Annotated in this window: 25 protein-coding genes and 1 pseudogene; 3 read left to right on the top strand and 23 right to left on the bottom strand. The window is 50.9% G+C overall.

Going from position 1 to position 25,860, the window contains the following annotated elements; all coding sequences use genetic code 11:
* The 23 genes and pseudogenes from KW828_RS20055 to tssH form a co-directional block, all read right to left on the bottom strand.
* A partial coding sequence (locus tag KW828_RS20055) for a phage late control D family protein (RefSeq protein ID WP_218338014.1) occupies nucleotides 1–1,285 on the bottom strand: 1,285 nt, incomplete at its 3' end.
* A gap of 23 nt (nucleotides 1,286–1,308) precedes the next feature.
* A complete protein-coding gene (locus tag KW828_RS20050; protein ID WP_218338013.1) occupies nucleotides 1,309–1,695 on the bottom strand; it encodes a hypothetical protein in 387 nt (128 codons plus the stop codon).
* Nucleotides 1,692–2,393, bottom strand: coding sequence for a hypothetical protein (locus KW828_RS20045; RefSeq protein WP_218338012.1), 702 nt, complete (start codon nucleotides 2,391–2,393; stop codon nucleotides 1,692–1,694). The genes KW828_RS20050 and KW828_RS20045 overlap by 4 nt, the downstream gene beginning before the upstream one ends.
* 438 nt (nucleotides 2,394–2,831) lie before the next feature.
* Complete coding sequence (locus KW828_RS20040) at nucleotides 2,832–3,680, bottom strand: hypothetical protein (protein WP_371316140.1); 849 nt, start codon at nucleotides 3,678–3,680, stop codon at nucleotides 2,832–2,834.
* Between the two features lie 186 nt (nucleotides 3,681–3,866).
* A complete protein-coding gene (locus KW828_RS20035) occupies nucleotides 3,867–4,187 on the bottom strand; it encodes a hypothetical protein (RefSeq protein ID WP_218338011.1) in 321 nt (106 codons plus the stop codon).
* Nucleotides 4,188–4,553: 366 nt separating this feature from the next.
* Nucleotides 4,554–5,018: a hypothetical protein gene (locus KW828_RS20030; RefSeq protein WP_371316139.1), complete on the bottom strand. Its 465-nt coding sequence runs from the start codon at nucleotides 5,016–5,018 to the stop codon at nucleotides 4,554–4,556.
* Nucleotides 5,003–5,473 carry a glucosaminidase domain-containing protein gene (locus tag KW828_RS20025; RefSeq protein ID WP_218338010.1) on the bottom strand — a complete coding sequence of 157 codons (471 nt, stop codon included), beginning with the start codon at nucleotides 5,471–5,473 and terminating at the stop codon, nucleotides 5,003–5,005. The genes KW828_RS20030 and KW828_RS20025 overlap by 16 nt, the downstream gene beginning before the upstream one ends.
* 30 nt (nucleotides 5,474–5,503) lie before the next feature.
* The gene (locus KW828_RS20020) at nucleotides 5,504–6,283 is read right to left on the bottom strand and encodes a TagF domain-containing protein (protein ID WP_218338009.1); all 780 of its coding nucleotides are present in this window, start codon (nucleotides 6,281–6,283) and stop codon (nucleotides 5,504–5,506) included.
* Nucleotides 6,283–10,158, bottom strand: a complete 3,876-nt coding sequence (gene tssM, locus KW828_RS20015) for a type VI secretion system membrane subunit TssM (protein WP_218338008.1) — start codon at nucleotides 10,156–10,158, stop codon at nucleotides 6,283–6,285. The genes KW828_RS20020 and tssM overlap by 1 nt, the downstream gene beginning before the upstream one ends.
* Nucleotides 10,159–10,326: 168 nt before the next feature.
* Nucleotides 10,327–10,821: a T6SS effector amidase Tae4 family protein gene (locus tag KW828_RS20010; RefSeq protein WP_218338007.1), complete on the bottom strand. Its 495-nt coding sequence runs from the start codon at nucleotides 10,819–10,821 to the stop codon at nucleotides 10,327–10,329.
* Nucleotides 10,818–11,600 carry a Rap1a/Tai family immunity protein gene (locus KW828_RS20005; protein WP_218338006.1) on the bottom strand — a complete coding sequence of 261 codons (783 nt, stop codon included), beginning with the start codon at nucleotides 11,598–11,600 and terminating at the stop codon, nucleotides 10,818–10,820. Before KW828_RS20005 ends, KW828_RS20010 begins: the two co-directional genes overlap by 4 nt.
* A gap of 284 nt (nucleotides 11,601–11,884) precedes the next feature.
* On the bottom strand, nucleotides 11,885–12,301 hold the full coding sequence (locus tag KW828_RS20000; RefSeq protein WP_256350299.1) for a hypothetical protein: 417 nt from the start codon (nucleotides 12,299–12,301) through the stop codon (nucleotides 11,885–11,887).
* Between the two features lie 42 nt (nucleotides 12,302–12,343).
* Nucleotides 12,344–12,802 carry a hypothetical protein gene (locus KW828_RS19995; RefSeq protein WP_218338016.1) on the bottom strand — a complete coding sequence of 153 codons (459 nt, stop codon included), beginning with the start codon at nucleotides 12,800–12,802 and terminating at the stop codon, nucleotides 12,344–12,346.
* Between the two features lie 206 nt (nucleotides 12,803–13,008).
* Nucleotides 13,009–14,316 carry a type VI secretion system protein TssL, long form gene (gene tssL, locus KW828_RS19990; protein ID WP_218338004.1) on the bottom strand — a complete coding sequence of 436 codons (1,308 nt, stop codon included), beginning with the start codon at nucleotides 14,314–14,316 and terminating at the stop codon, nucleotides 13,009–13,011.
* On the bottom strand, nucleotides 14,313–15,656 hold the full coding sequence (gene tssK, locus KW828_RS19985) for a type VI secretion system baseplate subunit TssK (RefSeq protein ID WP_218338003.1): 1,344 nt from the start codon (nucleotides 15,654–15,656) through the stop codon (nucleotides 14,313–14,315). Before tssK ends, tssL begins: the two co-directional genes overlap by 4 nt.
* Before the next feature lie 3 nt (nucleotides 15,657–15,659).
* Nucleotides 15,660–16,192, bottom strand: a pseudogene (gene tssJ / locus KW828_RS19980) (type VI secretion system lipoprotein TssJ).
* A 66-nt stretch (nucleotides 16,193–16,258) separates the two neighbouring features.
* Nucleotides 16,259–16,744 (bottom strand): Hcp family type VI secretion system effector, encoded by a 486-nt coding sequence (locus KW828_RS19975; protein WP_218338002.1) that lies wholly within the window; start codon nucleotides 16,742–16,744, stop codon nucleotides 16,259–16,261.
* A gap of 461 nt (nucleotides 16,745–17,205) precedes the next feature.
* A complete protein-coding gene (locus KW828_RS22175) occupies nucleotides 17,206–17,337 on the bottom strand; it encodes a BPSL0067 family protein (protein WP_218338001.1) in 132 nt (43 codons plus the stop codon).
* Nucleotides 17,334–17,759: an STY0301 family protein gene (locus tag KW828_RS19965; protein WP_218338000.1), complete on the bottom strand. Its 426-nt coding sequence runs from the start codon at nucleotides 17,757–17,759 to the stop codon at nucleotides 17,334–17,336. The genes KW828_RS22175 and KW828_RS19965 overlap by 4 nt, the downstream gene beginning before the upstream one ends.
* Nucleotides 17,731–18,132: a BPSL0067 family protein gene (locus tag KW828_RS19960; RefSeq protein WP_218337999.1), complete on the bottom strand. Its 402-nt coding sequence runs from the start codon at nucleotides 18,130–18,132 to the stop codon at nucleotides 17,731–17,733. The genes KW828_RS19965 and KW828_RS19960 overlap by 29 nt, the downstream gene beginning before the upstream one ends.
* Nucleotides 18,133–18,144: 12 nt before the next feature.
* On the bottom strand, nucleotides 18,145–19,653 hold the full coding sequence (gene tssC, locus KW828_RS19955) for a type VI secretion system contractile sheath large subunit (RefSeq protein ID WP_218337998.1): 1,509 nt from the start codon (nucleotides 19,651–19,653) through the stop codon (nucleotides 18,145–18,147).
* 24 nt (nucleotides 19,654–19,677) lie between these two features.
* A complete protein-coding gene (gene tssB / locus KW828_RS19950; RefSeq protein WP_218337997.1) occupies nucleotides 19,678–20,223 on the bottom strand; it encodes a type VI secretion system contractile sheath small subunit in 546 nt (181 codons plus the stop codon).
* 386 nt (nucleotides 20,224–20,609) lie between these two features.
* Entirely contained in the window at nucleotides 20,610–23,270 is a 2,661-nt protein-coding gene (gene tssH / locus KW828_RS19945) for a type VI secretion system ATPase TssH (RefSeq protein ID WP_218337996.1), read from the bottom strand.
* A gap of 350 nt (nucleotides 23,271–23,620) precedes the next feature.
* Here tssH and tagK point away from each other — a divergent pair, with 350 nt between their 5' ends.
* Genes tagK through tssE form a run of 3 tightly spaced genes read left to right on the top strand, consistent with a single transcriptional unit; the run spans nucleotide 23,621 to nucleotide 25,855 of the window.
* Nucleotides 23,621–24,547, top strand: coding sequence for a type VI secretion system-associated protein TagK (gene tagK / locus KW828_RS19940; RefSeq protein WP_218337995.1), 927 nt, complete (start codon nucleotides 23,621–23,623; stop codon nucleotides 24,545–24,547).
* Entirely contained in the window at nucleotides 24,534–25,364 is an 831-nt protein-coding gene (locus KW828_RS19935) for a type VI secretion system accessory protein TagJ (RefSeq protein ID WP_218337994.1), read from the top strand. Before tagK ends, KW828_RS19935 begins: the two co-directional genes overlap by 14 nt.
* The gene (tssE, locus tag KW828_RS19930) at nucleotides 25,361–25,855 is read left to right on the top strand and encodes a type VI secretion system baseplate subunit TssE (protein WP_218337993.1); all 495 of its coding nucleotides are present in this window, start codon (nucleotides 25,361–25,363) and stop codon (nucleotides 25,853–25,855) included. The genes KW828_RS19935 and tssE overlap by 4 nt, the downstream gene beginning before the upstream one ends.
* The last annotated feature ends 5 nt before the right edge of the window (nucleotides 25,856–25,860 follow it).

Below are 25,860 nucleotides of genomic sequence, written 5' to 3'. Positions count from 1 at the left end.
CAAACAGCGTGGTCTGCGCCACCAGGTACTCCTGATTCAGTTCTGCCGTGGGATGGTTCATCAGAGTAAAGGTATAACCCGTCATCAGAGTACGAATATGGCCCCCACCGTGGACCCGGCTGCCCGGGCTGCGCTGCGCTTCCATCCGGATGCGCGTCATCATCTCCCCTTCACCTTTGTCGAAGTAGTCGCCCGGCCATTCGTAGTGCTCATAGTTCGCATGGCCCGTTTCGCGCGGGTCGGCCACGGTGTTTGACAGCAGCGAACGCGGCTTCGTGAAGTCAAAATCGTCCAGTACCCACTGCCCGGTACGCAGGCTCTCGTTTGCCGTAAGGGTATGGATAAATTCTTTGTCCAGCTTCAGCCCTTCCTGGTGCCACTCCACTACCGGCGAATCCGGGCACGCTTTGTGAATACTGATGGCGTCCGCCAGCACCAGCGTGTGGCTGTCCTCGCTGTGCTCGAACCACCAGTAAATCCCCCACTCCTGCATCAGCCGCTGGATAAAGTCAAAATCCGTCTCACCGTACTGTACCTGCCAGGTCCGGGTCGGATAGCTCTCCACCAGCCGTTTTTCCACCGGGAAGGGATAATCGGCCAGGACTTCGTCGAGAATGTCCACCACCGTTTTGTTCTGGAACGCTTTGTAATCGCTGGTATGAGTCAGCAACTTAAGCCACGGCTCAATGCGCAATTCATACGTTACCGACCGCCCCTGGTGGCCCAGTACCCGCGCTGCCGTCACCAGTCCGCTGATATGCCGCTTGCCGCCGCCGTCCAGTTCAATGTTGACGCACAGGTCTTTGCCTACCATCGGCTTGAGCGGCAGGTTGGCGGCGGGGGAAACGTAACCCAGATTCAGCATGTCCGGGGTTTTTAGCTGTACGGTATAAGTAAACAAACTCCCGAGCGCTTCCGAACCGCTCAGAGCGGAAAACAGCAGCATCTGCGGCGGCACTGCGCTACCGCTCACCGTCACGTTATGTGACCCCGGCCCGCCGGCTGCGGAGACAACGGACGATACCGTATCCTGTGTCATACCCGTCGCACCCGCTGCCGCTGCGGCGGCCTGTGCGGCTGCCACTGCCGCCTTTACCAGCCCTGATGCTTCCGGCAAATCCCCCATCAGCGATTCCACCGCCTGTCCCGCCGCCGTTTCAACAGCCCCCGTCACACCTGCGGCGGCTGACCCGGCTGCTATTCCACCATTTTCACTCATTATCGGCGGCGTGGTGATGGCTGGCCCTCCGCCAGCAGATTTATTGCCTGGAGATACAAAACTCATGGTAATACTCCTTTAATACCGGATTAAAATACAGCGCCTGGTGGCCAGAAAATATAAGAGATGACTTTCCATTGTCCGTCTTTATAATGAAACCAGCATGTCAGATTCAGGTCATCGCGAAGATGCCAGAACATCTCTTTAATAGGGATATCTTTGAAATCAGGATTTGTTATACGATAGGTCTGATTCAGTCCAACATAATACTCCCCAGTAAATTCATAGCGTGGCTTTATCATCTCATGAGTAGGCTCTCCATATTTTTCAATAAAAAAAATATCGCTCTCACCATTATGTATATCATTTTCCTCATAATAAGTAGTGGATTGAATAATCACAGATGGTTCAAAGATATTCATTATCATCGCGTAAACAATCGAAAGAGAGATTATGACAATAGAGGCCCATTTCATTTAATGACCTTTAAAAGAGTAAAGGTGGTATCAGGCATCATTACATTCAACATTATAGTTGAATAGTCAAGATATCGTTCCCGGAGTTCCATTCCCACATTCATCAACCCACTAACATCCCCAACATATGGCGACGAAGACTTATAATCATCATCAAAATAACCGAGTAAATGGCCAACTTCATGAGGTATATTTACCTGCAATGTGTTATTACAGTTGAAACATTTCGCTACGGCCTCCAGATCGGCTGAATCAATATGTAAAGTGCTACTCTGGAACTCAACATAAGTTCTTAGATCAGCACCAGGCAAGACTTTTGTTGCGATCACTTGCCAGTCTTCATTTTGATAAACAGGAATTACCCTCACATCGAAAGGTAAAGACTTCCCCTGGAATTTTTTAGCAAAATCTGAGGCACCTGAGACAGAGTAGGTTATTTTTTCATTCCATTCTTGTTGAACAGATAAATATACTGCTCGCATGAAAACAGCTTTCTCCCATACAGTCCAGTCATCTTTTACCGTTATGTCCTTATACCACTCATACTTCCATTTTAGCAGCACTGTAATAGAACCAGTATTTTGATTTAACAAATACGTCATCCTGTCATCAGGATAGGTAATAATATCGCCGTCAACATCTGTTTTTGCATAAAATTTTGCAAGCGGACTGTTTTTATCATATTTAATTTTAGTCATTCTTCCTACCTAAAAAATCAAATATATATTTCCCATTATCACTCATTCTGCAAATACGGCCATTAATAAAAGGGCGGGATACCCTAGCCACTTTTTCACCATTTCCAGGCATTGGTTTCGATGAAAATCAGGACTACATACATCATCAGGATAATACATGGAACCGTTAGGCTTTATCGCTATTCATATTATCTAATTTTCTTAAAAACCAACAATATAAGCGGAACACATACTAAAAACCCTACAGATGAAACCAGTGCTGTATTGTTATGATCTGCCAGCAACACCTGAGCAAACCAGACACACTGAGAGGAATTAAAATCTCCGCCCATACTCATATTTTCAGAATAATCAATTGCAAATATAAAATTAAAACAAAACAAAACAAAATAATAGATAATAAAGATAAATGAGATACTAAACCAACGAATCCAGAATTTACTTTTCATTATATAAAACACCTAACGAACCACCAAATGTGCCACCAGAATATGGCGATGGACTTCCTGATGAAGCAGCACCTCTTGCCCCTAACCCCATTATTTTAGTGCTGGAACCCTGCGCCGGTGGCGTTTTATTTGCGACATTATAATATTGACGCCTGAATTCACTGGTCATATCCACTACCAGCATTGATGAGAAATCTGAACTCTTCTCCACAAGGTATCTCTGTAATGAAAATGGGATAGTAAAGTCTATTTCAGAATCAACAAATGACTGTGATGAAGGCAAACTTCCAACAGGCAATGGTATAGATGGCAAAATGTATTTTGTTTCAAATATTTTCGAACCAGAATATTTAATCCCAGCAACAGAATGGGTCGTACAGTTATTTCCTGTCACATCATAAACATCAATTGTACGCCCGCGTGACTTTACCCGCTCCGTCATTGATTTTGTCGGGACAGGTGGTTTTGCCGCTTTCCATAAATCTTCAAAAAACTCACGCACTAATACTGAATTAGAATCGTTTATTTTAAATACTCGTGCGGCCATCTCATAAAGCTCATAATGATAATAAGACCTGGCATCATCACCTTCAAAAAAATTTAGAATCCCATCCCCGACAGTAGTACTGGATCCTGTTCTTCCGTATCGTCCATAAGTATATAAATAAACGGTGTTATTCATATGTACAGAGACAAAAGCATGGCCTGCGCCTGTTGTTTCCACCCATAAAAAAACACCGTTCAGTAATAAATTATCTTCTGGCTTACAAATACCAGAAAAATCAGCCTGCTTCTGTGTTGACAATGCAGTCTGCCATAAAATTTCCGCTTTTTTCACTCTTCCCTCCTCCATTCCCCTGTCAGACACTGCGCATCCACCGCCTGATAAACTGCCGACTTCGCCATAACCCGCGCAGTCATGCGGTGACGCCGCCACTTTCTTCAGTCACTGGCAACGGGATAGCGAATGATTTTATATCAACAGATGATATGAAACTCATGGTAATAGCGCCCTTAATCCTGATTAAAATTTAGCTTTCGGCGGCCAAAAAATATAAGAGATAACTTTCCACTGTCCGTCTTTATAATGAAACCAGCATGTCAGATTCAGGTTATCGCGAAGATGCCAAAACATTTGCTTTATTGGTATCTGGCTAAAATCAGGATTTGTTGAACGATAGGTATTTTCGAGGCCAACATTAAACTCACCGATGAATTTATAACGAGAAAGAATAAATTCACGCTCAGGAACCCCATATTTTTTGACAAAGAAAATATCATTATTTCCATCTTTTATATTATTCTCTTCATAATAAACCGGAGGCTGAACAAGGCACTTGCCCATGGGTGAAAATACTGTAAAAAAAAACAAAAAAAATATTAAAAACCTGTTCATTTTATTATTACACGATCAAGACAGAAGTCAGTACCAGGAATTATAAAATTCAGATGATTAGTGATATACACCAGATAGCGACTTCTAATTTGCATCCCTGCATTCATTAAGGCATTGACATCGCCACCATATATTTTCCCGGATTTATCAGAACCATCATTTTCAAGATATTCATCATCCAGAAGAAACAAATGTCCTACTTCATGGGCTACTGCCTTCTGGAAACTACAAATTGATCCTCCGGGATTAATGCACTTCTCTATGTACTATAGTCAACCACCCTATCACTATTGCCTGTGGCGACACACGTAACTTTTATTCATCCGTGCAGCCAAGCACTCTTCTTTTCGCCACTTCATCTGCAAATGTCACGCCTGTTTTTTTCATAATTGTCTGTTGAGTTTTTTGCAATTCGGGATAGACGATCCTCTTGCATTCATTTATTTCCCATATATCCCCGGTTTGAGGGCTGACAGAGAAAAGCCCCCAGTACTCTATCGCACCAGCAGTCGGATCGTCATAACCCACACTGAAGTCATAATAACCCGGGTGAGGTGTACTCCCCTTCTCATCCTGTAAATCACCATCCACAAAAGTCCCTTCCCCGGATAAGTTATATTTATTATGTTTCAGTGCAATGATCAGTAATTCTTCCGTCTGTTTTTTTGTCATCCCCTTATGATTTATATCTGACAGATTTAACTCAGTTCCCCTTACCTGAGCATGGATCATCACCGATATAAGAGATAAAAAAAGGATAATAATTATTTCACGGAGCACGCCATTCTCCTTTTCACCATCATGATAATATCCGAGGTTTTCTTTACGTAACCATCCGTCCCGCCTGTCGCATGATTTCCGGTATTAAAATTTACACTAACCAAAGCGTTAACAAATGCAACCGCGTCTTTTTTCCCTCTGACTGCGTTACCGAATCGGACAGCAAATGACCGTCCGCAGGTCAAAAAAGAAGGATACGTCGCCACCCAGGTTTTGGCACTTCCCTGTGGATGAACCTGATCAGACTGTAACGGAGCGGGACCGTGCATAGAAAAATAGTTATTATATTCCCTGGCAATACGACCTGTACCATACTGGCTTTCGGCGGCGGCCAGCCCCAGTATATTCTCCACTGGCACATCAAGTTGCTTAGCGATAATCTCACTGTCTCGGATATGCTCCTGTACAAATCTTACCGCAGCCGTGTTATTGCATGCTTTATCAAAAGTAGTCATGTCCATATCCCTTATCTTTTTTCATAATTGCTATGCCTCTTTTCCGTCTTCCGCAATCAGACGCAGCGCATCCACATACCGCCCCTCGCTGTTCTGCTGCCAAAACCAGCCCTGTCCCGGTTGCGCATGCGCCAGCACTTTCCCCGGCCAGCCCGGCCACGGCAGGTGACGAACGCCCGGGAGTTCCACCACCGGTATGTCATCCGGCAGCCCGGTCAGTATCCGACTGCGCTGCGGCGCGCGTCTTAACCCCCGCAGCCACTGCCGCCACCACGGGGCTGGCTGCCACATTGCCCATAACCGGTCTGTCTGTTCCGTCAGCCGTCCGCGACGTGCCGTCTGCGGCAAAATATGTTGCGCCGCCAGTCGCGCCAGCCAGTACTGCCAGCCCTGTGTTTCCGGGAGCGACGCTTCCAGCCACTCCCGCCCGGCACGCTGGTAAATCACCAGTGGCCACGGGCGTCCTACGCTATCGCGTGAGGCTATCAGCACCCCGGTCAGCCAGTCGTTCGCTCCGCCCACCGGTAAAAAACCCGGTGACAGCACAAAGCTCCACGGCAGCGGATGGTGGTCCGGCACCACCGTTTCACGCGGCGACAGTCGCAGCCAGCCGTCACGCTCTTCATTATTTAATTCCGTCTTTCCCTCCGGTAGCACGATATGTTTCCCGCTACCCACCCACGTCTGCCGGTTCAGCCACGCCTGCCAGACCTGCCCCTCATCCGCACTCACTCGCCAGCGCACATAGTCCCGCTGGTCTGGCAGTCTGCCAAACATCGCCGGGGACGAGACTATTGCTGCCCGGCGCATCACAGCGTCCTCGTCGGGCAACTGAAATCCTGTAACAGCGCCCGGTTCACCGGGTCAAAGTCTCGTCCGGCGGTGATTTCCAGCACCACCCGCCGCCCGTCAAAATCGTACTCCACCTGCTGCGTTCCCCGTACCGCCGTCTCCTGCACCCTGCCTGCATCCAGCAGATGAAACAGCGCCCACGGCCCGCCAGTCAACAGCGTCGAGGTATTCTGCCGGATACGCGGGCTGGCGGTGATTTCTGCCATTGAACCATTACGCGGCCCCGGCCATGTCACCTTCAGCGGCCTGTCCGGCCCGTGGGCGTAACGCAGCACCTGGCCGTCAATATCAATCACCAGTTCTGTGATTGCCGGATCCATCTCCACTACCCGGACTTGCATTGCCCAAGTGAATTTCTTCCCGCCCTCGCCGTTAAAGAACACGCTGCGGATCTGCTTCGCCTGCTGAAACGGCGTCAGATCCGGCCCCAGCGGCGTCATATTGCCTTCAGTCGGTTTGTAGCGCCACGGGTTGCTGGCGGTGTCCACCAGCGGGGCCAGTTGTTTACTCCAGAAGGCATCCAGCACGCCACCGGTGGCGAAGATACGGTTAAAATCCTCCGCACCGACCTCCTGCGGGCTGTCGGCAAACGGATAACGCCCGTCAATGGCGTCACGACAGTCGTCACCTATCATCGCCTCCATCTGGGCATTCAGCACCTCGCCGGTACCGGCATTGATTTTGCGCGTTCCCTGCTGTGTCAGATCCAACAGGATATTTTTCAGCGGCGCAGGCAGCTTCGCCGCCTCCAGTTGCAGCTTGTCAGCAGCAGCAATGCGCCCCGGCAGCGTGCTGGTCGCCAGCGCGCTGTCGGCTATGGTAAGTTGAGTGTAGTATTCACTGAGCATCGTCAGCAGCGAATTCAGCTGTGGCGCACCATTGCCCTGTCCACTGCCCGTCCGCCCGGAAACCACTTCCCGCAATGCGGCAAAATGGTCGTCCACCAGCGTTTTCTCCAGTTTCTCTTCCGGATGAACATCAAACAACCTGGCCGTCTGCGCGGCTTTCGCCGCATTGCCGGAAAGCTGATTCTGGGCACGCTGCGCCAGTTGCTTCTGTCTCGCCTGTGCGTCCAGCGGCGGCACCAGCGTGGTCTGTTCCACCACCGCACGCCCCAGTCGCATCAGCGGCGAATCCGGCGACGCCAGCGTGCGCAGTACCTGAAGGTCATACGCCAGTCCAGGCCCCCCCTCTTCACCGGCACTGTTGATGCTGTGGATACTGTTCAGAAAGTCCTGCCAGCGGCGGGTGTACTCCGACAGATACAGGCGTCGCACTTCGCGGGTGACCGGCAACTCCTGGCCCGGTAACTGACTCATCACCGCATCAGCCGTTTTTTTTTGCGCACTCTCCCGGTCCATCACCCAGGCATCATCTTCCACCGCCGCTGCCACAAACTCCGGCAACCGCTTGTCGAACAGATTGCGGTAGCCCTCGCGGGTGAAGATCCCCGGGACGCCCCGATCCAGCGGCGCACCGTCCGTGCGGACAAAAACGGTTCCGGCATCCGCCCCCACGGCGCGCACCAGCGTAAACTCTTGCGGCACTTCACTGTCCATTGAGGCCAGCGCCCGCGCATAGATACGCTCCGTACTGGTATGCCCGTCCAGAAACGCCCGCGCCTGGCGGATCAGCGGTTCGTTCTTCTCATACGGCGAATGAACCACCCGGCTGCCGTCAAACAGGGCTTCGATATGCTCCAGCACCGCTGCCCGTCCACCGAATGCCGCCACACTGTCGTTATTTTCCAGATCGTTCAGTACCCACATCTGGATATCCACCGCGTTGTATTTCTCCTCATGATCCTTATCCAGGTTCAGCAGCAGATACACGCGCAGAACATCATACGCCGTTTTGCTGTCCTGACGCGCAATGGCGTCCGCCAGCACATACTCCATACGTTTTATCAGCGGTGGTAACAGTAACTGATCCAGCAATCGGTCATACAGTGACGCCACGCTGCCCGTCACCGGCGGCACACTGTATAACCCGTAACGCCAGGCCAGCGGCGGTACATCAGGGTCCAGCCCCGGCCAGGCAGCCAGCTCTCTGGAGAGATTCAGTAGTCCAGCCACCCGCTCCATAGCCGGTTTTTCACTATAGGATTTCACGTCACTGCCCAACTGGGCCGTCCGGGTGGTAACTTCTTTCAGATACTCGCCGTTCGCCATCTGGCTGCCCTGCATCCCCTGCCACAGCCAGAAAGCCAGCGCCAGCACCAGAAAATGTCCGCCAGTACGCAACAGGCGGTAACGCCAGGCCCACTGGAGATTCGGCTCCACCAGGTGCGCTTCACGGAAAATCATTTTCGTCAGCAGATCGTGCAGGAAGTAGCTGCGGTTGCCGTCTGGCAGGATATGAGCAGGGGGAACTGTCTGTCCGCCACGGGCGTTTTTTATCGCCCTGGCAAAGCGCTGCCAGATACTTAACTGATCGGCCACCGCATCAGCCTGCGCCTGGGCGGCACTGGTGAAGAACACGCCGCGCAGCGTGTTGTGTAACTGCGTGGCGTCAAATTTTGAGTCAAGAAAGATCTGCTCAATAGCTTCCAGCAACGGCGCGCCCAGCGCCGCGAATTCACGCGGGAAACGGTACAGCCGCTGGCGGCTGTGCAGGTCATACTCCTCCAACAGTCGGATATCCAGCCCTTGATCCAGTCGCAACGTCAGACTTGCCAGCTCCTGTTCACAGGTTGCGTGTAACGCCAGGCTGTCGCTCGCCTTCCGCCGGCGGCTGTACGGCAGCGTAAAACCCCATACCTGAGCACGCAGGTGGCTGGTCAGCGCCCGGAAATACTCGGTAAAGCCCGGCAACAGATCCATTTTGGTGATGACCAGATACACCGGGAAGCGGATCCCTAGCGTCTCGCGCAATTCCGCCAGCCGCGCACGCAACGCGGCGCAGGCTGCCAGACGCTCTGTGGGGGACTGCGCAGTCAGATCCGCCACGTTCAGCGTCAGGATCACGCCGTTGAGTGGCGCACCGGGACGGTGTTTACGCAGCAGACCGAGAAAACCCAGCCATTCTCCGGCGTTGCGTTGTGCGGTACTCTGTTCACTGCCGTCATCGTGGCGGGCGTAGCGTCCGGCAGTATCAATCAGCACCGCTTCGTTGGTAAACCACCAGTCACAGTGCAACGTGCCGCCGCCTGGCACGGTCAGAATACGCGAAGTCTGTTCCATCTGTTCAGCCAGCGGGAACTGTAAGCCAGTATTAAGCAGCGCCGTAGTTTTACCGTCACCGGGGCTACCGACCACCATGAACCACGGCAGTTCATACAGAAAGCGTTTTCCTTCAAAGATTTTGCGCCAGCCGGGAATGTCCACCCGTAGCTGTTTCAGTTGCCGGACAGCCTGCGCGACGATGTGGCTGACGGTACGCAGATCGGATTTGATTTCGCCGGATACCGGGACGTCTTCTCCACGTGGATGCAGAAAACGGCGTAACAGGTGCTCATCCACCCGCAGCGCCCGCCACAGCCGGAACAGGCCGTACAGCGCATACGCCAGCAGGGTAATACCGATCAGCGTTAAGCGTATCCACAGCGGCGCAAACGGATGCACCTCGCCAAACGCCAGCAGCGGCGAAACAAAACCGATGACCAGACACAAGATGCTGACGCCAATGATGCTCATCGACCAGTTGACCAGCCACAATACCAGCAGCATCACCAGCAGGATAATGGTTACCACCCGGCTACCGGTAGAAACTAATGGTTGCAGAGAATCAAACGACACCAGCGGTCCGATAAACCAGATCAACAGCGCCAGAATGATAACGCTCACAATAGCCAGCGCACGTCGGGAAAAGAGAAGACTGAGAAATTTTTGCATTATATTTCGACTCGCCACCCTATAATCATTAACAGCAGAATGCTGAGACTAGAAAACAGTTTTCTACCACGGGTTTTTGACATAAAAAAAAGAGCAACCAGGGTAACGCTCAGAGGAATAACAATAAGACCTGTGGCCGTAGTTCCATTCCCATTATTCTGTGGCAATTTAGTGTAACTCCCAGAACCAGATCTGTTTACAATTAAAGTAACAGTGCGAATGACATACTGCCCCGGCACTGGCTGGCTCAATTAGATCAATATGACTGCCGCTTCCACCATTGTATCCATCAATTTTCCAGAAGAAGACCACACCTTTTTTGTTACCCAGTTCCGCCTGAAACTTAGCCGGATCATGCCAGATAACCGGCTTACCAAAAACCGTTGACCGGGAAAGTTCATCAGCAAGATTTTTAGCACCCGTTTCAAGACTCCGCCCTTCCCACTTCCCCTCCTTTATAGGGAGAAGGCGGCCCTTAAATTTAATGCCTGATTTAATTAATGCCACACTCATACGTGCTGCACAGGTATTCTCAAATTGAGCACCGAGTTTCCCTTTATCATAACCAATGCTTGCATAAAAATCTTTCGCTTCAACAAAATCAGGGCTATTGTAATCCGCTGAATTATGATTTGTTTTCAACGTTAAAAATGAAGGTTTCATTTGTTTTTTCCTGCATTACACGGATATTCCATTAATTTTCCCACAATCAAATCAGCTGCGCGGAAATTAAGCTCTTTATGTGTTTTATTTTTAAAAAAAATATAGATAAATTCATTTAATGTTAATGTCTTAAATAAATCATATCCACACCATATTTTTTTCTCTGTTATATCCTCCACACCAAGAAGATATACCCCTGCCCTGAGTTTATCCTGTTGATTACCTGATACCCAAAACCGCAAAAAATCATTACCCGAGAGATTAAGTGCTCCGGGATTCAGGGATAAAACTGGAGATAACCGGGAAGAAATTTTTACTGATGATTCAGTTCCCGTGCAGGGAAAATGTTTAACTAATGCTTCTTCAATCAGCGTTGAAGCTCTTATATCCGGCTTTACCGTAGCCCGTTGCTCAAGCCAGGATAAAATAGTCTGGTTTATTATTGTACTGTCAACGCGACTATATCCACACCAGGTTTTTCCCTCCGTAGCATCTGCTACCCCAAGCACATACATCAGGGTATTTTCTTTTTCCTGGGTATTATTATTGGCATAAAACGTCAAAAAATCCTGTGTGCTGAGGTTGACATTATCGGGGGAAATGAATCCTGCAATATTCCGGGACTCAGCAAAAGAACCACCGGAGAACAAGCAGCATAAAATTGTCAAAAAAATATAAATATACTTTTTTATATTACATCGCCCTGATAGCCATAAATAAAAACCCCTACCACCGGATATCAGCGGCGCCGAATAAAAAAGACTCATAAAACCTTTCATTATATTTCCACTCTCAATCCTATAATTAACAAAAGTAGAATGCTAAGGCCAAAAAAAGTTTCCCCCCACAGGTTTTTAACATTAAAAAAAGAGCAACTTGGGTAACACTCAAAAGAATAACAATAAGTCCTGTGACTGTAGTTCCATTCCCGTTATCCTGTGGCAACGTTGTCATTCCTGCATCTATATCCGTCATGCTTCAAGTTGCATGTGCGTTGGCTACGCTCGCTATCGTGTCATGTACAGGAATACCGTGCTCAAAGTCTCCAGACACCATCAATGTGCTAATCACAGCTTTTCTTTTCAAGCTGAACTATCTGTTCTGCATAATTAACTGAAAGGTAAAGTGATGCTGGTTGATTTAATGTGCAGCGACTCTCCCACACAAACTCATTTTTATCATAAATACGTTTGTGAAATTTATACCCCTTCCCGGCAAAGTATTTTCTCAGAGACTCTGCATTAGTGGTATTAGTGAACGTTATGGAATTAGAAAGTGGATAGCCATCTCCCGGATGATATTCAAAATAATAATACTCAGAAATTCTTGGGGCGTTTAAAATTTCAGAATCAGTAAGCATGTGGTATTTAAAAAATTCACTTTTATTATAAACCCCGCCATCATTCATTTCTGACAAGGAAATATAAATATTTAACACCACGAAAAACATCAAGGAGATTACGGCAGCAATTAAAAACAAAGTAATCCTTTTCAACTTAACACGTCGCATATTAACATTACTTTATAAAAATAAAGTAAACGATGTCCCATTATCTGTCATTACCCTGACCTTACCTGATGTAAAATCGCTCCACGGATGAATCCATGTCATAAAATGCGGCAGATTCACTTTATAGGGTTCATGTTTCACGTATGGATCTTTTGGGTCAGGAAATAGCACTGGACGAAACCCATTATTTTTAAACCCACCAATCGCACCATAATAATCCCATCGGGTAAATTTTCCTGTCCCGCCTTCCCACCCCAGAGTTTTACTTCTTACTCGCATATTCTGTGTATATATTACTGAATAGCGTTTATTACCGGAATTTTCACCTGCCTCAAACTGCTGCTTCAATAATGCCATATCATCGCCACCAGCATGTCCCATATCAAGCCAACCTAAAACTTCTGTATAAACTAAGCCAAATTTGAGCTTATCAAAATTCAGGTTACCTTTGATTTCGACCCGTTTACTCATATCCAATTCTCCTCCTCGTCCTTCAGCACCAGCCACAGCGCATCCACATACCGCCCTTCGCTGTTCTGCTACCAGAACCAGTTGCCCCGGCTGCTCCCGTTAAATTTTGCTCCTGATTTAATCAGTACCACGCTCATACGGGCAGCGCACGTATGAGCAAACTTAGAGCCTATCCCATTAGGCTCTATGGTCGGGATCTTCATTATTTATTCCACCACCAGAATTTCCACCCGGCGGTTCTGCGCCCGTCCGGTTTTACTGCGGTTATCGGCCACCGGCACGCTATCCCCCTTGCCGACGATGCGGATCCTCCCGGCAGGGACGCCGCCGGATGTCAGCAGCGCGGCGACTTCCGTTGCCCGTTTTTCCGACAGCACCTGGTTGGACGGGAATTCGGCAGAATGAATAGGCTGGCTATCAGTGTGTCCGGTCACGGTAACCGCGCCGCCCACGCGGGCGATTTCACGCGCCGCCTTGTCGATAACAGGGCGGAGCGTCTCATTCACCACCGTTTTCCCTGGCACAAACATCGCGTCCCCACGGAAAACGACCCGACTGTGATGGTCATCTTCTTCCACCGTGAGCAATTTGCGGGCAATTTCGTCCGCCAGCAGGATTTTTAGCCGCAATTTATGCACCGGCACCGGCGGAGGCGGCAGGTTTTTGCCTATGGCGTCAATGCGCTCTGTCACCGTATCGGTTTGTACCATCATCCGGTGACTGTAAAGCCCAAAGATCGTCAGCATCACCAGTACTGCAAGGCTGGCGCTTAACCAGACGGGCACCCGGTGCATCCGGCGCAACCGCCCAGCAATGGCCCCCTGAAAGCCCGGCGAGAGCACCGGCGTCACTGGATCGCGACGCTGCGACAGTTGCGTCAGTAGTTGCTGGCGGATGTCGTCCAGTTGTTTACGCCCGTCAGGCCGCATGCTGTAACGGCCTTCAAAACCCAGCCCCAGAATATGGTAAATCACCTCCAGCACATCGCCGTGTTCCTGGAAATTCGCCGCCAGCCGCCCGATGATTTGAAACAGCTTGATACCACCTTCACTTTCGCCATGGAAAGTGACCAGCAGGCTTTTTCCGGCCCAGACGCCGCGCCGTCCCCATACCGTGTTATTGGCGGCTTCGTCCAGCGCTGTACACAGGCAGTAGCGCACTGCCAGAACGTGCTCGCGCCGCAGGTTCGCCTGGTCGCACAGCGTCTGGTACAGATGCACTTCGCGTACCAGCAGGGTACGGTAGTGCTCCACAAATCCAGCCTCCAGTTCACCAGGCATCTGCGCCAACGCACACAGCAACGATCGGGCAGCAGCCAGCAGCGGATTCGCCGCCGTACTGATTTCCGCCAGCCGTAGCCGGATATCCGGGCCATCTTCAATGATGACCTTCATTTCTGCCGGGCGGCTATCCGGCAGGGCATTTTCATATTCACCCCCATTATGTTGTGACGGTGTGGCGGACTGGAAAGAGAGGGTATTCGCCGCAGGCGGTGTAATGATGCTGTCTGTCATTTATCGCGTACTCCCCACAACTCCATATCCAGCCCCGGAAATTCCCCGGCGGTGTGCATTGCCATTCCACCGTGGCGGGCAATATGCTCCCAAAGCACGCCATCGCGGCGGATATCGTAATAAATGTAGCCAGACTGGAACGGGATCTGGCGCGGTGGCACCGGCAGCACCTGTAAGACCAGCCCCGGCAGGTGGGAACGGATCAGTTCCGGCAGGCGATCTGATGGTCCAATTTTGGTCTGGGCAGAAAAATGTTGCCGCAGGATGTCGCCAGGCATCTGCGCTTTCACCGCCAGCACCAGCGCGCTGAAACCAGACAGTTCGGAAGGATCCACTACCGCATTCAAGATGCCGTAAGTCCCTTCTTCCAGCGTGATGCGCTGCGCACCGCGAATAAGCACCGCGTTCAGCAGGTACTGCACCTCATCCACCACTGATTTCAGCCCGGCATAGGGCGTCAGGTGTTTATATTCTTTATATTCTGCCGGGCGGCGAGTCTGTGGCCGCACGTAGGTGGAGAGTTCCCCTGCCAGTTCGGACAAATAGCGGTAAAGCACCTCTGGCGATAGCGGTGTTTTTGCCAGGTGGATCAGCAGGGGTTCGAAGCGGTTGAGGATTTGCAGCAGCAGGTAATCTGATACCTCCGCCGCTTCGTGGCCGTGGTTGTCGCTGCCGGTCAACCGTTCGGCCAGCGAGTCTGCCCGCATCCGGATAAGATCGTTAATTAATGACAACCAGGTGCGCATCAGTGGGCTGGCCTGGTAGTCCACAACTGGTGGGATCAGATCATGATCGATATCCACTCGACCATCGGGATACAACCCGGTAATACGGGTCAGCGGCAGGCCGATCCACGCATCAGTGACCGCTTTTTCCGGTAACAGGCGCAGACGCAGGTGGCTGAGTTGCACCAGTTGCGCACCACGTCCCAGCGAGTTGGCATCGCGGATTTCATGCTCATGAACCGAGAAACGCGCCAGCGATTCCGGGTTGTTGTCAAAACTGGTTTCCTCACTGTTCGGTGTACGTACCGGTACGGCAAGGCAAATCTGCTGGTTGAGATGTTCCGGCAGAATGGTGAGTGGCGGCGGCAACGGCGTGTGGCCCGGCGAGTTAAACGGCGTGCCGTCGGCAAAAATCCCGGACGCCTCTTTTATCACCAGCTTGCCGATGTTCAGCGCCTCATCGTCAATACTGTATTCACTGAATCCCCAGAAAAAGGGCGACAGTGGCAGGCTGCGATAGTGAATAACGTGTTCCAGATAGCGCTCCTGCTGCTGAAACATCTGTGGCAACAGAAACTGCCCTTCACTCCAGACCACCCGGTTATTCCAGCTCATAAATTATTTATCCCGTTCAGTAATCACAATGGCACTCTGTTCCATTACGACGTCCAGTTGTATTTTTTTCCCGGCATGACGTGGCTGTACCAGGTCTTTTCCTGTGCATCCGGAATTTTATAGGTTGCACGCCAGACCGATTTCCCCAGGTCCCGATACCCGGCAAGAACACCCAGTACCGTCGTCTGCGCATTTAACGGGCGACGCAGTTTTTTTACTTCCCCCGGACGCAGAATAAAGCTGTCGCGGTGTACCAAATCGTCGGCGAGGACAGCTTTGTCATTGTCATGAAGAGACCAGTAATCAGCAGCCGTGAATGCAGCATCATTTTTTAGTTCATAAATGCGTACCTCTACAGGCGCAGCCTTTTTCTGATTGTCGGGATTCACCTTATCAGACGCCTTTACAGCCAGGTCGAGACGTTGCAATTCAAGGTCGGGGTGCATGTCATTGCTGCTGCCACACCCGGAGAGTAAGGGTAATAAAGACAAAGCTACCGCACATAACCACCCGGTGGGGTTACGCCATTGATTCAGCATATTTTCCTTAAAAATCAGACAATAAAAACCGGCCAGATGTCTATCCGGCCGGAAAAAAGCAGATTAGATTTCTTTGTTGGCTTTGAAATCGTACCCGGCGGTAATGGTGCCACCGCTGCCACCCTGCTGGTTCTGCACCACGTATTCCTGTTTCACGGTGCTGAAAGAAAGCTCTACCAATTCGCGGGAAGCGATTTCACCACTCTTGCTGCCACTAGGTGAAACGACGGCAACAATCAGATCGGTAAAGGTATATTTGAGGTACTCCAGCGGGTTGCCGCCTGCTTTACGCATTACGAGGATCGCTTGCGGAATGTGCTTACCGGAAGCGCAATATTTGAACAGGTTCGGACTGGCACGATCAATATAGTGTTCAAAATCCAGGTTGGTGACAGAGACTTTACCGGAACCCAGACCGCTACCCGCATGCATGGTGGATTCCTGGTGGATATTCCAACGCCAGCTCAGCACCTCGATTTCATTTTTGTGTTTGTCATCCATTGACTCGCCGTCAATGCCGTCAATTTTCAGAAAAATATCGTAAGCCATTTTTATTTCCTTATTAAGATATTACTCAAAATAACTCTGATTCATCCGCACAGGCTATGTATAGATAAATCATTACCATACAAAATCCCTTCCCCCATTATTTATGGAAGAACAGGAAACTGTCTTTTCATTGTCAATTAATTACCTGAAAGATATTTATTTACATAAATACATACATTAATGATTCACAAGTATTATGTTTCACAATCTCCGGAAATAAACATTACACCCCTGCAAAAACGCCCTAATCATGACTTTCAGTTACAGATAAAAGGTACTGACTGGTCTTCCGACGTTCCCTCAAAGTCACGCGTTTTACAATGGGTGTAGGAAGTCGGTATCAGCCGAGCTAAGCAGATCTGTTTGAGACCATAAATACAGGAAACCCAATATCGATCGCCTTCCTTATCGCTAAGAACTTCTGTTTCCTAAACTGAGCGCATGGTCATCGTATCCATATCCTATTCAATGACATAAAAGGCTTCGGCATTATTACTGATATCAGGATATGTGCCATCGTTGCGAACTCCAACTTTGCAACGGAGACGACTGTTTCGTAACCAGCCACAGCGAGCCTGTTCGGGCCGTTTCACTTACAGATTAATTTCGCTGGTAAGTTATTCGGCATCCAGCAATGGGTTACTGATTTCTGTATTTTCCGGGAAAGCAGTAAATGCCACTTACCATAACTACAAGAAAACCAGATACCCTGAGAATTGTCATTCGCGTCGAAATTCCACCGAGTAGTTTTTTTCGCACTGATAACAACTTCTTCACCTTTAAGATCCGCAAGTTCTTTCGGATGCCCAGACGAAATAAATCCGCCATCATTCCACAGACGGTCAGAACGCGATGACTCTTCCCATCCCTCCACTGAGGAAATATCCGGCGGCTGAGAAACATGAATCGCTTCAGGGCAAACGATTTCATCAGCATGAACAACCCCAACTGGAAGCAACCATAACGCGTTACCAATAACCCACAGGTTACTCAACGATAAAATAAGCTTCTGCATTGTTGCTCATCCTTATGTAGGTTCCGTCGCTGCGAACACCTCCATTTTTCAATTTCCTGATATAACGTTTAGATACCCTGGGTTTCGTAATATCATCTTTCCATTGATCCATCACCCATATCCCTCCTGCATCCTGCCCCAGGTAAAATGCGGCATGATTCCCGCTGTTATGGTTAGGGTAACGCCCATTTACAAAAGTGGCGATGACAGTCCCAACCTCAATGCCACTGTTTCCCAGAACCTTAGCGCCCTGTTGCCATGTCCCCGCCTGACCCACACGGACATAATGTTGAATAAGTTCAACACATTGATGATGCTCACCTACCTTCGCTGTATCCTGCAAAGCCCTTGCATTCGCATAAACAGAAGCCATCAATTATTCTCCTTAAACGCCGCCCTCTTTCACTGAAGGTAATTTTGTTACCAGACGCAATGACCCTGTCAGCCCTTCAAGCTGAAAATGTGGACGTAAATAAAATTTAGCATCGTAATATCCCGGATTGCCTTCCACCTCTTCCACCACCACTTCAGCAGCAGCCAGTGGGCGACGGGCTTTGGTTTCCTGTGAGGAGTTCACTGGATCGGCATCAACGTAGTGCATGATCCATTCGTTCAGCCAGCGCTGCATATCCTCACGCTCTTTAAACGAACCAATCTTGTCGCGCACAATGCACTTGAGAAAATGCGCAAAACGCGAGCAGGCAAACAGGTACGGCAGACGTGCTGAAAGGTTGGCGTTGGCCGTGGCATCCGGATCGTAGTATTCCTGCGGCTTCTGTAATGACTGCGCACCAATAAAGGCGGCGTAATCTGAATTTTTACGGTGGATCAGCGGAATAAAACCGTTTTTCGACAATTCAGCTTCACGGCGGTCAGAGATAGCGATTTCGGTCGGACATTTCATGTCCACGCCGCCGTCGTCGGTCGGGAAGGTGTGACAGGGCAGGTTTTCCACCGCGCCGCCGGACTCCACGCCACGGATCAGCGTACACCAGCCATAGTATTTGAAGGAGCGGTTGATGTTCACGCCCATCGCATAGGCGGCATTACTCCAGACGTATTTGCTGTGGTCAGAACCGTCCGCATCTTCTTCAAAATCAAACTCGTCCACCGGGTTGGTTTTCGCGCCATAGGGCAGACGGGAGAGGAAACGCGGCATCGTCAGGCCGATATAGCGTGAATCTTCACTGGCCCGCAACGAATTCCACGGCGCATATTCCAGGTTCTGAGTGACGATTTTGGTCAGATCGCGCGGGTTCGCCAGTTCCTGCCAGGAGTCCATCTGCAGAACAGACGGCGACGCGCCAGCAATAAACGGCGCATGAGCCGAAGCCGCGACTTTCGCAATGGAGCCCAGCAGATCCACATCCGGCGGCGTGTGGTCAAAGTAGTAATCCGCAATAATACAGCCGTAGGGTTCGCCCCCCAGTTGTCCGTATTCTGCTTCATACAGCTTTTTAAACAGCGGGCTTTGATCCCAGGCAATGCCCTTGTAACGCTTCATGTTGCGACGCAACTCGTCTTTCGACAGATTCATAAAGCGGATTTTCAGTTTCTCGTCGGTTTCGGTGTTGTAAACCAGGTGCTCCATTCCGCGCCAGGACGATTCCAGCTTCTGTGTATCCGGGTGGCTCAGAATGAGTTTAAGCTGCTCCGTCAGTTTGTAATCGATCTGTGCAATGATGGCGCTGATACTTTTGTAAGCGTCATCGCTGACGGTGACAGAATTCGCCAGCGCCTGCTGCGCCAGGGTCTGTACCGCCGCTTCTACCGCTTTTGCCGCCTGAGTGGTTTTAGGCCGGAACGCCTTGTTCAGCAACGCATCAAATTCACCGGATGCAAAGGCTGTCTCCTGTGCAACCGCGTCGGTTGCCTGCATATTACTGTTTGCCATGAAAACTCCTTAATAAATTCGCCACTATTCTGCTGATTCGTTGTCGCCTGCGGTCACATCTTCCTGTTCAGCGACAGGCTTTGGCGCGCTCGCCAGCGTTTTCAGTAGTGCCGGATCCTGCAACAGTTTATTGACCAGGTTTTCCGCACCGGCTTTACCATCCATATAGGTTTGCAGGTTAGCAAGCTGGGTACGAGCCTCCAGCAACTGGTTCAGGGCATCCACCTTGCGGGCAATCTGCGCAGGGGAGAAGTCGTCCATACTTTCCAGGGTGATATCGACCATCAACTGACCTTCGCCCGTGAGCGTATTCGGCACCGCAAAGGCCAACCGTGGCGCAATGGCCTTCATGCGCTCATTGAAATTATCAATATCAATGTCGAGAAATTTACGTTCGGTGACAGGCGGCAGTTCTTCACGGGGCTTACCGGCCAGATCGGCCAGCACCGCCATGACAAACGGCAGTTCGATTTTTTTCTCGGAGCCATAAATCTCCACGTCATACTCAATCTGCACGCGCGGTGCGCGGTTGCGCGCAATAAACTTCTGCGCACTGTTATTGATAGCCATAGTCCTTCATTTCCTTGTCAGTCATCAGCCATCGGACGATGGCTGTCATCGGCACAGTTTAAAAATCATACTCAGCGAGGGATTTTATGATCTCACTGTTTTTCCTATATTTTTCCCATAATTCGGGAAATGTTTTCTTTGCCGGTGGGTAATAGGTATTCACATCTTTTTATGTCCTTTCGGTCCTGTTCCGGTAAAGCACTGTCCCATTTACCTGCTAAATGCTGACAAATTTCAGCATCATTCAGAAAATGCTGACCATCCTGTGGAAAAGGTTGAGCCCCAGGACACTGAGAGTGAACGCCGTCAATACCAACGCCAATAAAACCCGACTACGAAACATCATGATTAGCGTCTGTCAGACCAACGCCCCCATTGTGAGCCACTTAACTCTTTTGCCATGTATCCCCCTCATCCGATGTTTCAAATACAATCTGGTCATCACTGTTCACACCAATATCAATTCGTGTAACCGCCATTTTCTCTGTCATGGCCTTTAACCAGTAACGCGATAACTGCGGCAGAATGTGCTGTTCGATGTAGCCGATCAGCAGACGAGCGCCGGTTTCATGCATCGGGCAGTGCACCACAATGTGCGTGATCAGTTCATCGCCATACGCAAGCGTCACGCCGTGTTGCTCAGCCATCCGCGCAACCAACCGGTCAAGATGCAGCCGGGCAATGACGCCGCGTGCGGCTTCATCCAGCGGCAGGTAGGGGATCACCGTCACACGGCCAAGGAATGCCGCCGGAAAGTATTTACGCAGTACCGGCATTAACGCGTCTTTCAGACCTGCAGGATCGGGTATCAGTGCGGGATCTTCACACAACTGACTGATGAGATCGGATCCCACGTTGGTGGTCAGTAACAGCGTGGTGTTCTTGAAGTCGATATGCACGCCTTCGCCATCTTCCATCGCGCCTTTGTCAAACACCTGATAAAACAGTTCATGCACGTCATGGTGCGCTTTTTCGATTTCGTCGAGCAGCACCACGCTCCAGGGATGGCGGCGGACGGCCTCCGTAAGTACGCCGCCCTCGCCGTAACCCACATAGCCAGGAGGCGCTCCCTTCAGGGTGGAGACGGTATGGGATTCCTGAAACTCGCTCATGTTGATGGTGATCAGATTCTGCTCACCACCATAAATGGCTTCCGCCAGCGCCAGCGCGGTTTCGGTCTTACCGACGCCGGACGGCCCGGCCAGCAGAAAGACACCCACCGGCTTACGCGGATCGCCTAACCCCGCCCGCGCGGTCTGGATACGCTCACCAATCTGCGCCAGTGCGCCGTCCTGACCGGTAACACGCTGCGCCAGGCGGGAAGGTAACTCCAGTACCTGACTGGCTTCGTCCTTCACCATGCGTCCGGCTGGAATGCCGGTCCAGTCGGCGACAATTGCCGCCACGACCGCCGCATTCACTTCCGGGAACACTACTGGCGCGTCGCCCTGCCACCCTCTCAGTACAGCTTCTGCCTGTTGCAGGGCACTTTCATTCTCTTCATCTGGTTCAGCGACACGCTGCTTCTGCAACGTATGCACCATGTCCAGTTCCTGTTGCCAGCGGGATTCGGCCTCCGACAATTCCACCGTCAGTGAAGAAATCCTCACCGGAAGTTTGTCGCTCCGCTCAGTACGAATTCCCATTTTTTTCTGCTTTTGTAGCAGCGTCTGCTCCATCTCAGCAGCGTCCAGTTGCTGGCGCAGATACTGTACGTTCGCGGGTGGCGTATGCAGCGACAGCGCCACGCGGGCGCAGGCGGTATCAAGGAGACTGATGGCTTTGTCCGGCAACTGGCGGGCCGGGATATAGCGGTGAGAGAGTTGTACTGCGGCCCGCACGGCTTCATCCAGAATCAGGACGTTATGGTGTTTTTCGAGAATCTCCACCAGCCCCCGAACCATCTCCACGGCGGGTAACTCCTCCGGTTCAGCGACCTGTAACACCTGAAAACGGCGGGTCAGCGCCGGATCTTTCTCAATATGACGTTTGTACTCACTCCAGGTGGTGGCACCGATAGTGCGCAGGGTGCCGCGCGCCAGCGCGGGTTTCAGCAGGTTGGCGGCATCGCCCGTCCCGGACGTGCCGCCTGCGCCGACAAGGGTGTGAACTTCGTCAACAAACAAAATCACTGGCTGCGGTGATTGGCTGGCTTCCTCCAGCAGGGATTTCAGGCGCGACTCAAACTCACCCTTCATGCTCGCACCGGCCAGCAGCGCCCCGACATCCAGCGCCAGCAGGCGTACCTCGCGTAACGCAGGCGGCACTTCCCCCTGCGCAATCGCCAGCGCGAAACCTTCCACCACTGCCGTTTTTCCCACACCGGCTTCACCGGTCAGTAGCGGGTTGTTCTGGCGGCGACGCAGCAGAATATCGGTCATGGTGCGGATTTCATGTTCGCGGCCTGTGACCGGATCGATTTTTCCTTCACGGGCCTGCGCGGTCATATCCTGGCAGTATTTTGCCAGAGCAGACTGGCCGCTCTGCGCTTCACCGGGAAGCGCCTGGCTGTTTTCACCAGGGATCACTGGCGACAGCGTGGAGCCATCGCAAGGAAGCTCCAGCGTCTCGGGTGATCTCTGGATCAGGGAAGGGAGGAGATCTGACAGTTCATCTGCAGGAAGTCCGACCAGCGGTGCGCAGAGGCTTTCCAGTACCCGCCGCAGCTCCGGTGTGGTCAGCCATGCCTGCAACAGCCAGCCGCTACGAATTTTATTATCTCCGTAGCGGATACTCGCCAGCATCCAGGCTTTTTCAACCGAAAGATCGATATGGTGGGAAAAATCACTGATGGCGCTGGCCCCGGAAGGCAGAGAATCCAGTTGCCGGAGCAACGCTTTCTCCACATCAGAAACAGGGATCTGGTAATGCCGGAGGACATGAAGAATATCGTTATCCGGCTGCTGTATAAGCTGATGCAGCCAGTGAGTCAGTTCGACCCAAGGATTGGAGCGTAATTTACAAAATACAGTCGCAGATTCCAGTGACCGGAATAATGGTCTGGCCAGTTTTCCATACAGGGCACTACGTGAAACAGGAATGTCCATCTGTTACACCTGATGACGTAAAAGTCCATTTAAAAAGCACATAATTAAATATGCAATAGTAAAAAATATTTCACAAACATGATCGTTAAAACCTCCGAATGAAACAATGATAACGATCACAGATTTCATCACAATATAGCAGCTAATATCCCCCAACCAGAAATCATTGGTGTAAAAAACTATGTTTGTGTTTTATTGGATATAATATTCATTAAGAGACTTGTTTTGCATTTGTGTAACGAATGAATGAAAGAAACATTTCTACAGCATATTTAATTAGTTTTAATAATGATTCAGTCAATAGCGCACCTTATATCTAAAAGATGTAACACCCTTATTTGAAAAATATAATGAAACACAAAAAAACATGGGCACTGCAAAAAATTCAGGTTCAGGGCATCAGAGACGACACACTCTGTCCTGTCAGAACTGAGGTTGTTTTCACGGACACTGCCCCTTGGGTTCCAGTTTTTGGACCGTCCGGAAAAGAAACTGAAAGCGAGATCGTGGCCCTCAGACTTATTCGTTATGAGGAAGCCTGGTGGATTATTAATTACTCCGATGAATGGTGCTGTGCCGTGAACGAGCAGATTGTGGAGCCGCAACGTCGTATGCGGCTGAATGACGGAGATATCATTGAATGGGGTTTATCTTCCTGGCGTCTTGTACGTCATTACGAGATCAATCCTCAGCCCCGCCCCGAATCTCCCCGGTCTCCGTCATCGGTATTCCCTGAGCCGATCACCGAATTTCTGGACCTGGACTGGTTCAGGCAGCAACACATCAATCCGCAGGATCCCTTCGATATCATTCCCGTCTGCGGGACGACCGTCGGCAACGCCTCCCCGGAAACAGACAATACGCTGGTTCAGCTTTACCAGGAATATCAGCAGGCGCTGCTCTCCCCGGAACAGGAAACCCGAAGCCAGAAAGATCCCTTCCCGTTGAACGGAGAGGCCACCACGCAGGATCTGACCTCACTGTACAACAGAAAATCTCAGGCTGATACCTTACAGGATATGGTGGCGGGGACGCTCAGTATCGACGACATTCTGGATTCACTGGATACCACGGGCGATGGCGAAACTGCCTGGCCCGCCGCAGACGTCTTTCCCGATATCCTGCTGTTGCTTTCCCCGCTGCGGGCATCCCAAAACACACACCACGACATACTGCCCGATCTGACGCAACGTGAGCACCGGATTATCGGCATTGATAGTCATTACCGGATCAATGCCGCACAGAACAACGGAGACACCCCTCATGAAAAAAAATGACACTTTTCCCGTCACTCTGTCAGCATTACTACAGGATTACTCCGTTGCAGACGGCATTCGCCTGGCAGAGCAACAGATCCGGGAAAACCCGGCGCAGGCCGCCTGCCGCCACAGCCTTTTTCAGTTGTTATGTATCACCGGTGACTGGTCACGGGCGTTGCAGCAGCTTCAACAGTGCGCCCGGATGGATGCCTGTTATACCCAGCAAGCCAGCCTGTTTCGGGAGTTAGTCCGCTGCGAGATGTTCCGCCACTCTGTCTTTCAGGGCGAACAGCGACCCGGTTTCATTCTGCCGCAACCTGTCTGGACCGAATTGCTGCTTGCAGCCCTCACCTGTAACGCCAATGGTAAGCATCGTGAAGCCGATGAACACCGCACTACCGCGCTGGAGGCCATAATAGAAACCAGCGGTGCGTGGAACGACGGCTCATTTGACTGGGTCTGCGACAGCGACTCCCGTATCGGCCCGGTACTCGAACTGGTCACCGGCGGCGTGTATCTTTGGCTGCCGTTTTCACAGATCCGTTCGCTGAAATCACAGCTTCCGGAACATCTGACCGATCTGCTCTGGAAACCCGTTAATATCACGCTGGTGAACGGCGACACCCATGACGCATGGCTGTTTACCCGCTACTGTGGTTCAGAGAAGGCCTCCGATACGTTGCGTCTGGGCCGGGAAACCACCTGGCAGGATGGTCCCGGCGAAACCGCAGTACGGGCACAGGGACAGAAAGTATGGCTTTCCAGCCACAGCGATATCAGCCTGCTGGATCTGACGGAATGTACTTTTCATGGGCCAGAAGAGCGTGAGGCATGAGTGCTTCCCGTTTTATTCCTGATAATCATCTGCTGCCCACGCTGTTTGATCGGCTGTGCGACAATGCCCCACATCAGAAACACGACAGGGATGTCAGCGTCACGCCGGTACAACTGAAGGAGATTCTCCGCCGGGATCTCTCCTTTCTGCTCAACACCATCAGCCATGACGATGATATTGATGCCCGTCGCTATCCCCACGCCGCCTCATCGGTCCTGAACTACGGTCTGCCGCCGCTGGCGGGCAGTTTTATGTACGGGCACAAATGGGATGAGATTCGCCGTGCGATCCTGCAGGCCATTATCCGTTTTGAACCCCGGCTGAAAGCCTCCACGCTACAGATCGCACCGTTACAGGATGAAACCCAGCAGGGCTGCCATAACACCCTGCAATTTGAAATTCGCGGGCAAATCCTGACACAGCCCTGGCCCACGGAATTTCTGGTACGCAGCGCGCTGGATATGGAACAGAACCGCATTACGTTTTTTTAACACAG

The sequence above is a fragment of the Enterobacter sp. ENT03 genome (genome assembly GCF_019218745.1).
Lineage (GTDB): Bacteria > Pseudomonadota > Gammaproteobacteria > Enterobacterales > Enterobacteriaceae > Enterobacter_D.
Note: the sequence above shows the minus strand (reverse complement) of the source record. Positions and strands in the feature narration are given on the sequence as shown.

Bases quoted from the DNA above. Each gene is read 5' to 3' on its own strand.
- KW828_RS19995 (WP_218338016.1), bottom strand. From the start codon at position 12,802: ATGAGTAAACGGGTCGAAATCAAAGGTAACCTGAATTTTGATAAGCTC.
- KW828_RS20010 (WP_218338007.1), bottom strand. From the start codon at position 10,821: ATGAAACCTTCATTTTTAACGTTGAAAACAAATCATAATTCAGCGGAT.
- tssE (WP_218337993.1), top strand. From the start codon at position 25,361: ATGAGTGCTTCCCGTTTTATTCCTGATAATCATCTGCTGCCCACGCTG.
- KW828_RS20045 (WP_218338012.1), bottom strand. From the start codon at position 2,393: ATGACTAAAATTAAATATGATAAAAACAGTCCGCTTGCAAAATTTTAT.
- tssH (WP_218337996.1), bottom strand. From the start codon at position 23,270: ATGGACATTCCTGTTTCACGTAGTGCCCTGTATGGAAAACTGGCCAGA.
- KW828_RS20035 (WP_218338011.1), bottom strand. From the start codon at position 4,187: ATGGGCAAGTGCCTTGTTCAGCCTCCGGTTTATTATGAAGAGAATAAT.
- KW828_RS19975 (WP_218338002.1), bottom strand. From the start codon at position 16,744: ATGGCTTACGATATTTTTCTGAAAATTGACGGCATTGACGGCGAGTCA.
- tssK (WP_218338003.1), bottom strand. From the start codon at position 15,656: ATGAGCTGGAATAACCGGGTGGTCTGGAGTGAAGGGCAGTTTCTGTTG.
- KW828_RS20050 (WP_218338013.1), bottom strand. From the start codon at position 1,695: ATGAAATGGGCCTCTATTGTCATAATCTCTCTTTCGATTGTTTACGCG.
- tssB (WP_218337997.1), bottom strand. From the start codon at position 20,223: ATGGCTATCAATAACAGTGCGCAGAAGTTTATTGCGCGCAACCGCGCA.
- tssC (WP_218337998.1), bottom strand. From the start codon at position 19,653: ATGGCAAACAGTAATATGCAGGCAACCGACGCGGTTGCACAGGAGACA.
- KW828_RS20020 (WP_218338009.1), bottom strand. From the start codon at position 6,283: ATGCGCCGGGCAGCAATAGTCTCGTCCCCGGCGATGTTTGGCAGACTG.
- tssL (WP_218338004.1), bottom strand. From the start codon at position 14,316: ATGACAGACAGCATCATTACACCGCCTGCGGCGAATACCCTCTCTTTC.
- KW828_RS19960 (WP_218337999.1), bottom strand. From the start codon at position 18,132: ATGGCTTCTGTTTATGCGAATGCAAGGGCTTTGCAGGATACAGCGAAG.
- tssM (WP_218338008.1), bottom strand. From the start codon at position 10,158: ATGCAAAAATTTCTCAGTCTTCTCTTTTCCCGACGTGCGCTGGCTATT.
- KW828_RS20025 (WP_218338010.1), bottom strand. From the start codon at position 5,473: ATGACTACTTTTGATAAAGCATGCAATAACACGGCTGCGGTAAGATTT.
- KW828_RS20005 (WP_218338006.1), bottom strand. From the start codon at position 11,600: ATGAAAGGTTTTATGAGTCTTTTTTATTCGGCGCCGCTGATATCCGGT.
- tagK (WP_218337995.1), top strand. From the start codon at position 23,621: ATGAAACACAAAAAAACATGGGCACTGCAAAAAATTCAGGTTCAGGGC.
- KW828_RS19965 (WP_218338000.1), bottom strand. From the start codon at position 17,759: ATGCAGAAGCTTATTTTATCGTTGAGTAACCTGTGGGTTATTGGTAAC.
- KW828_RS19935 (WP_218337994.1), top strand. From the start codon at position 24,534: ATGAAAAAAAATGACACTTTTCCCGTCACTCTGTCAGCATTACTACAG.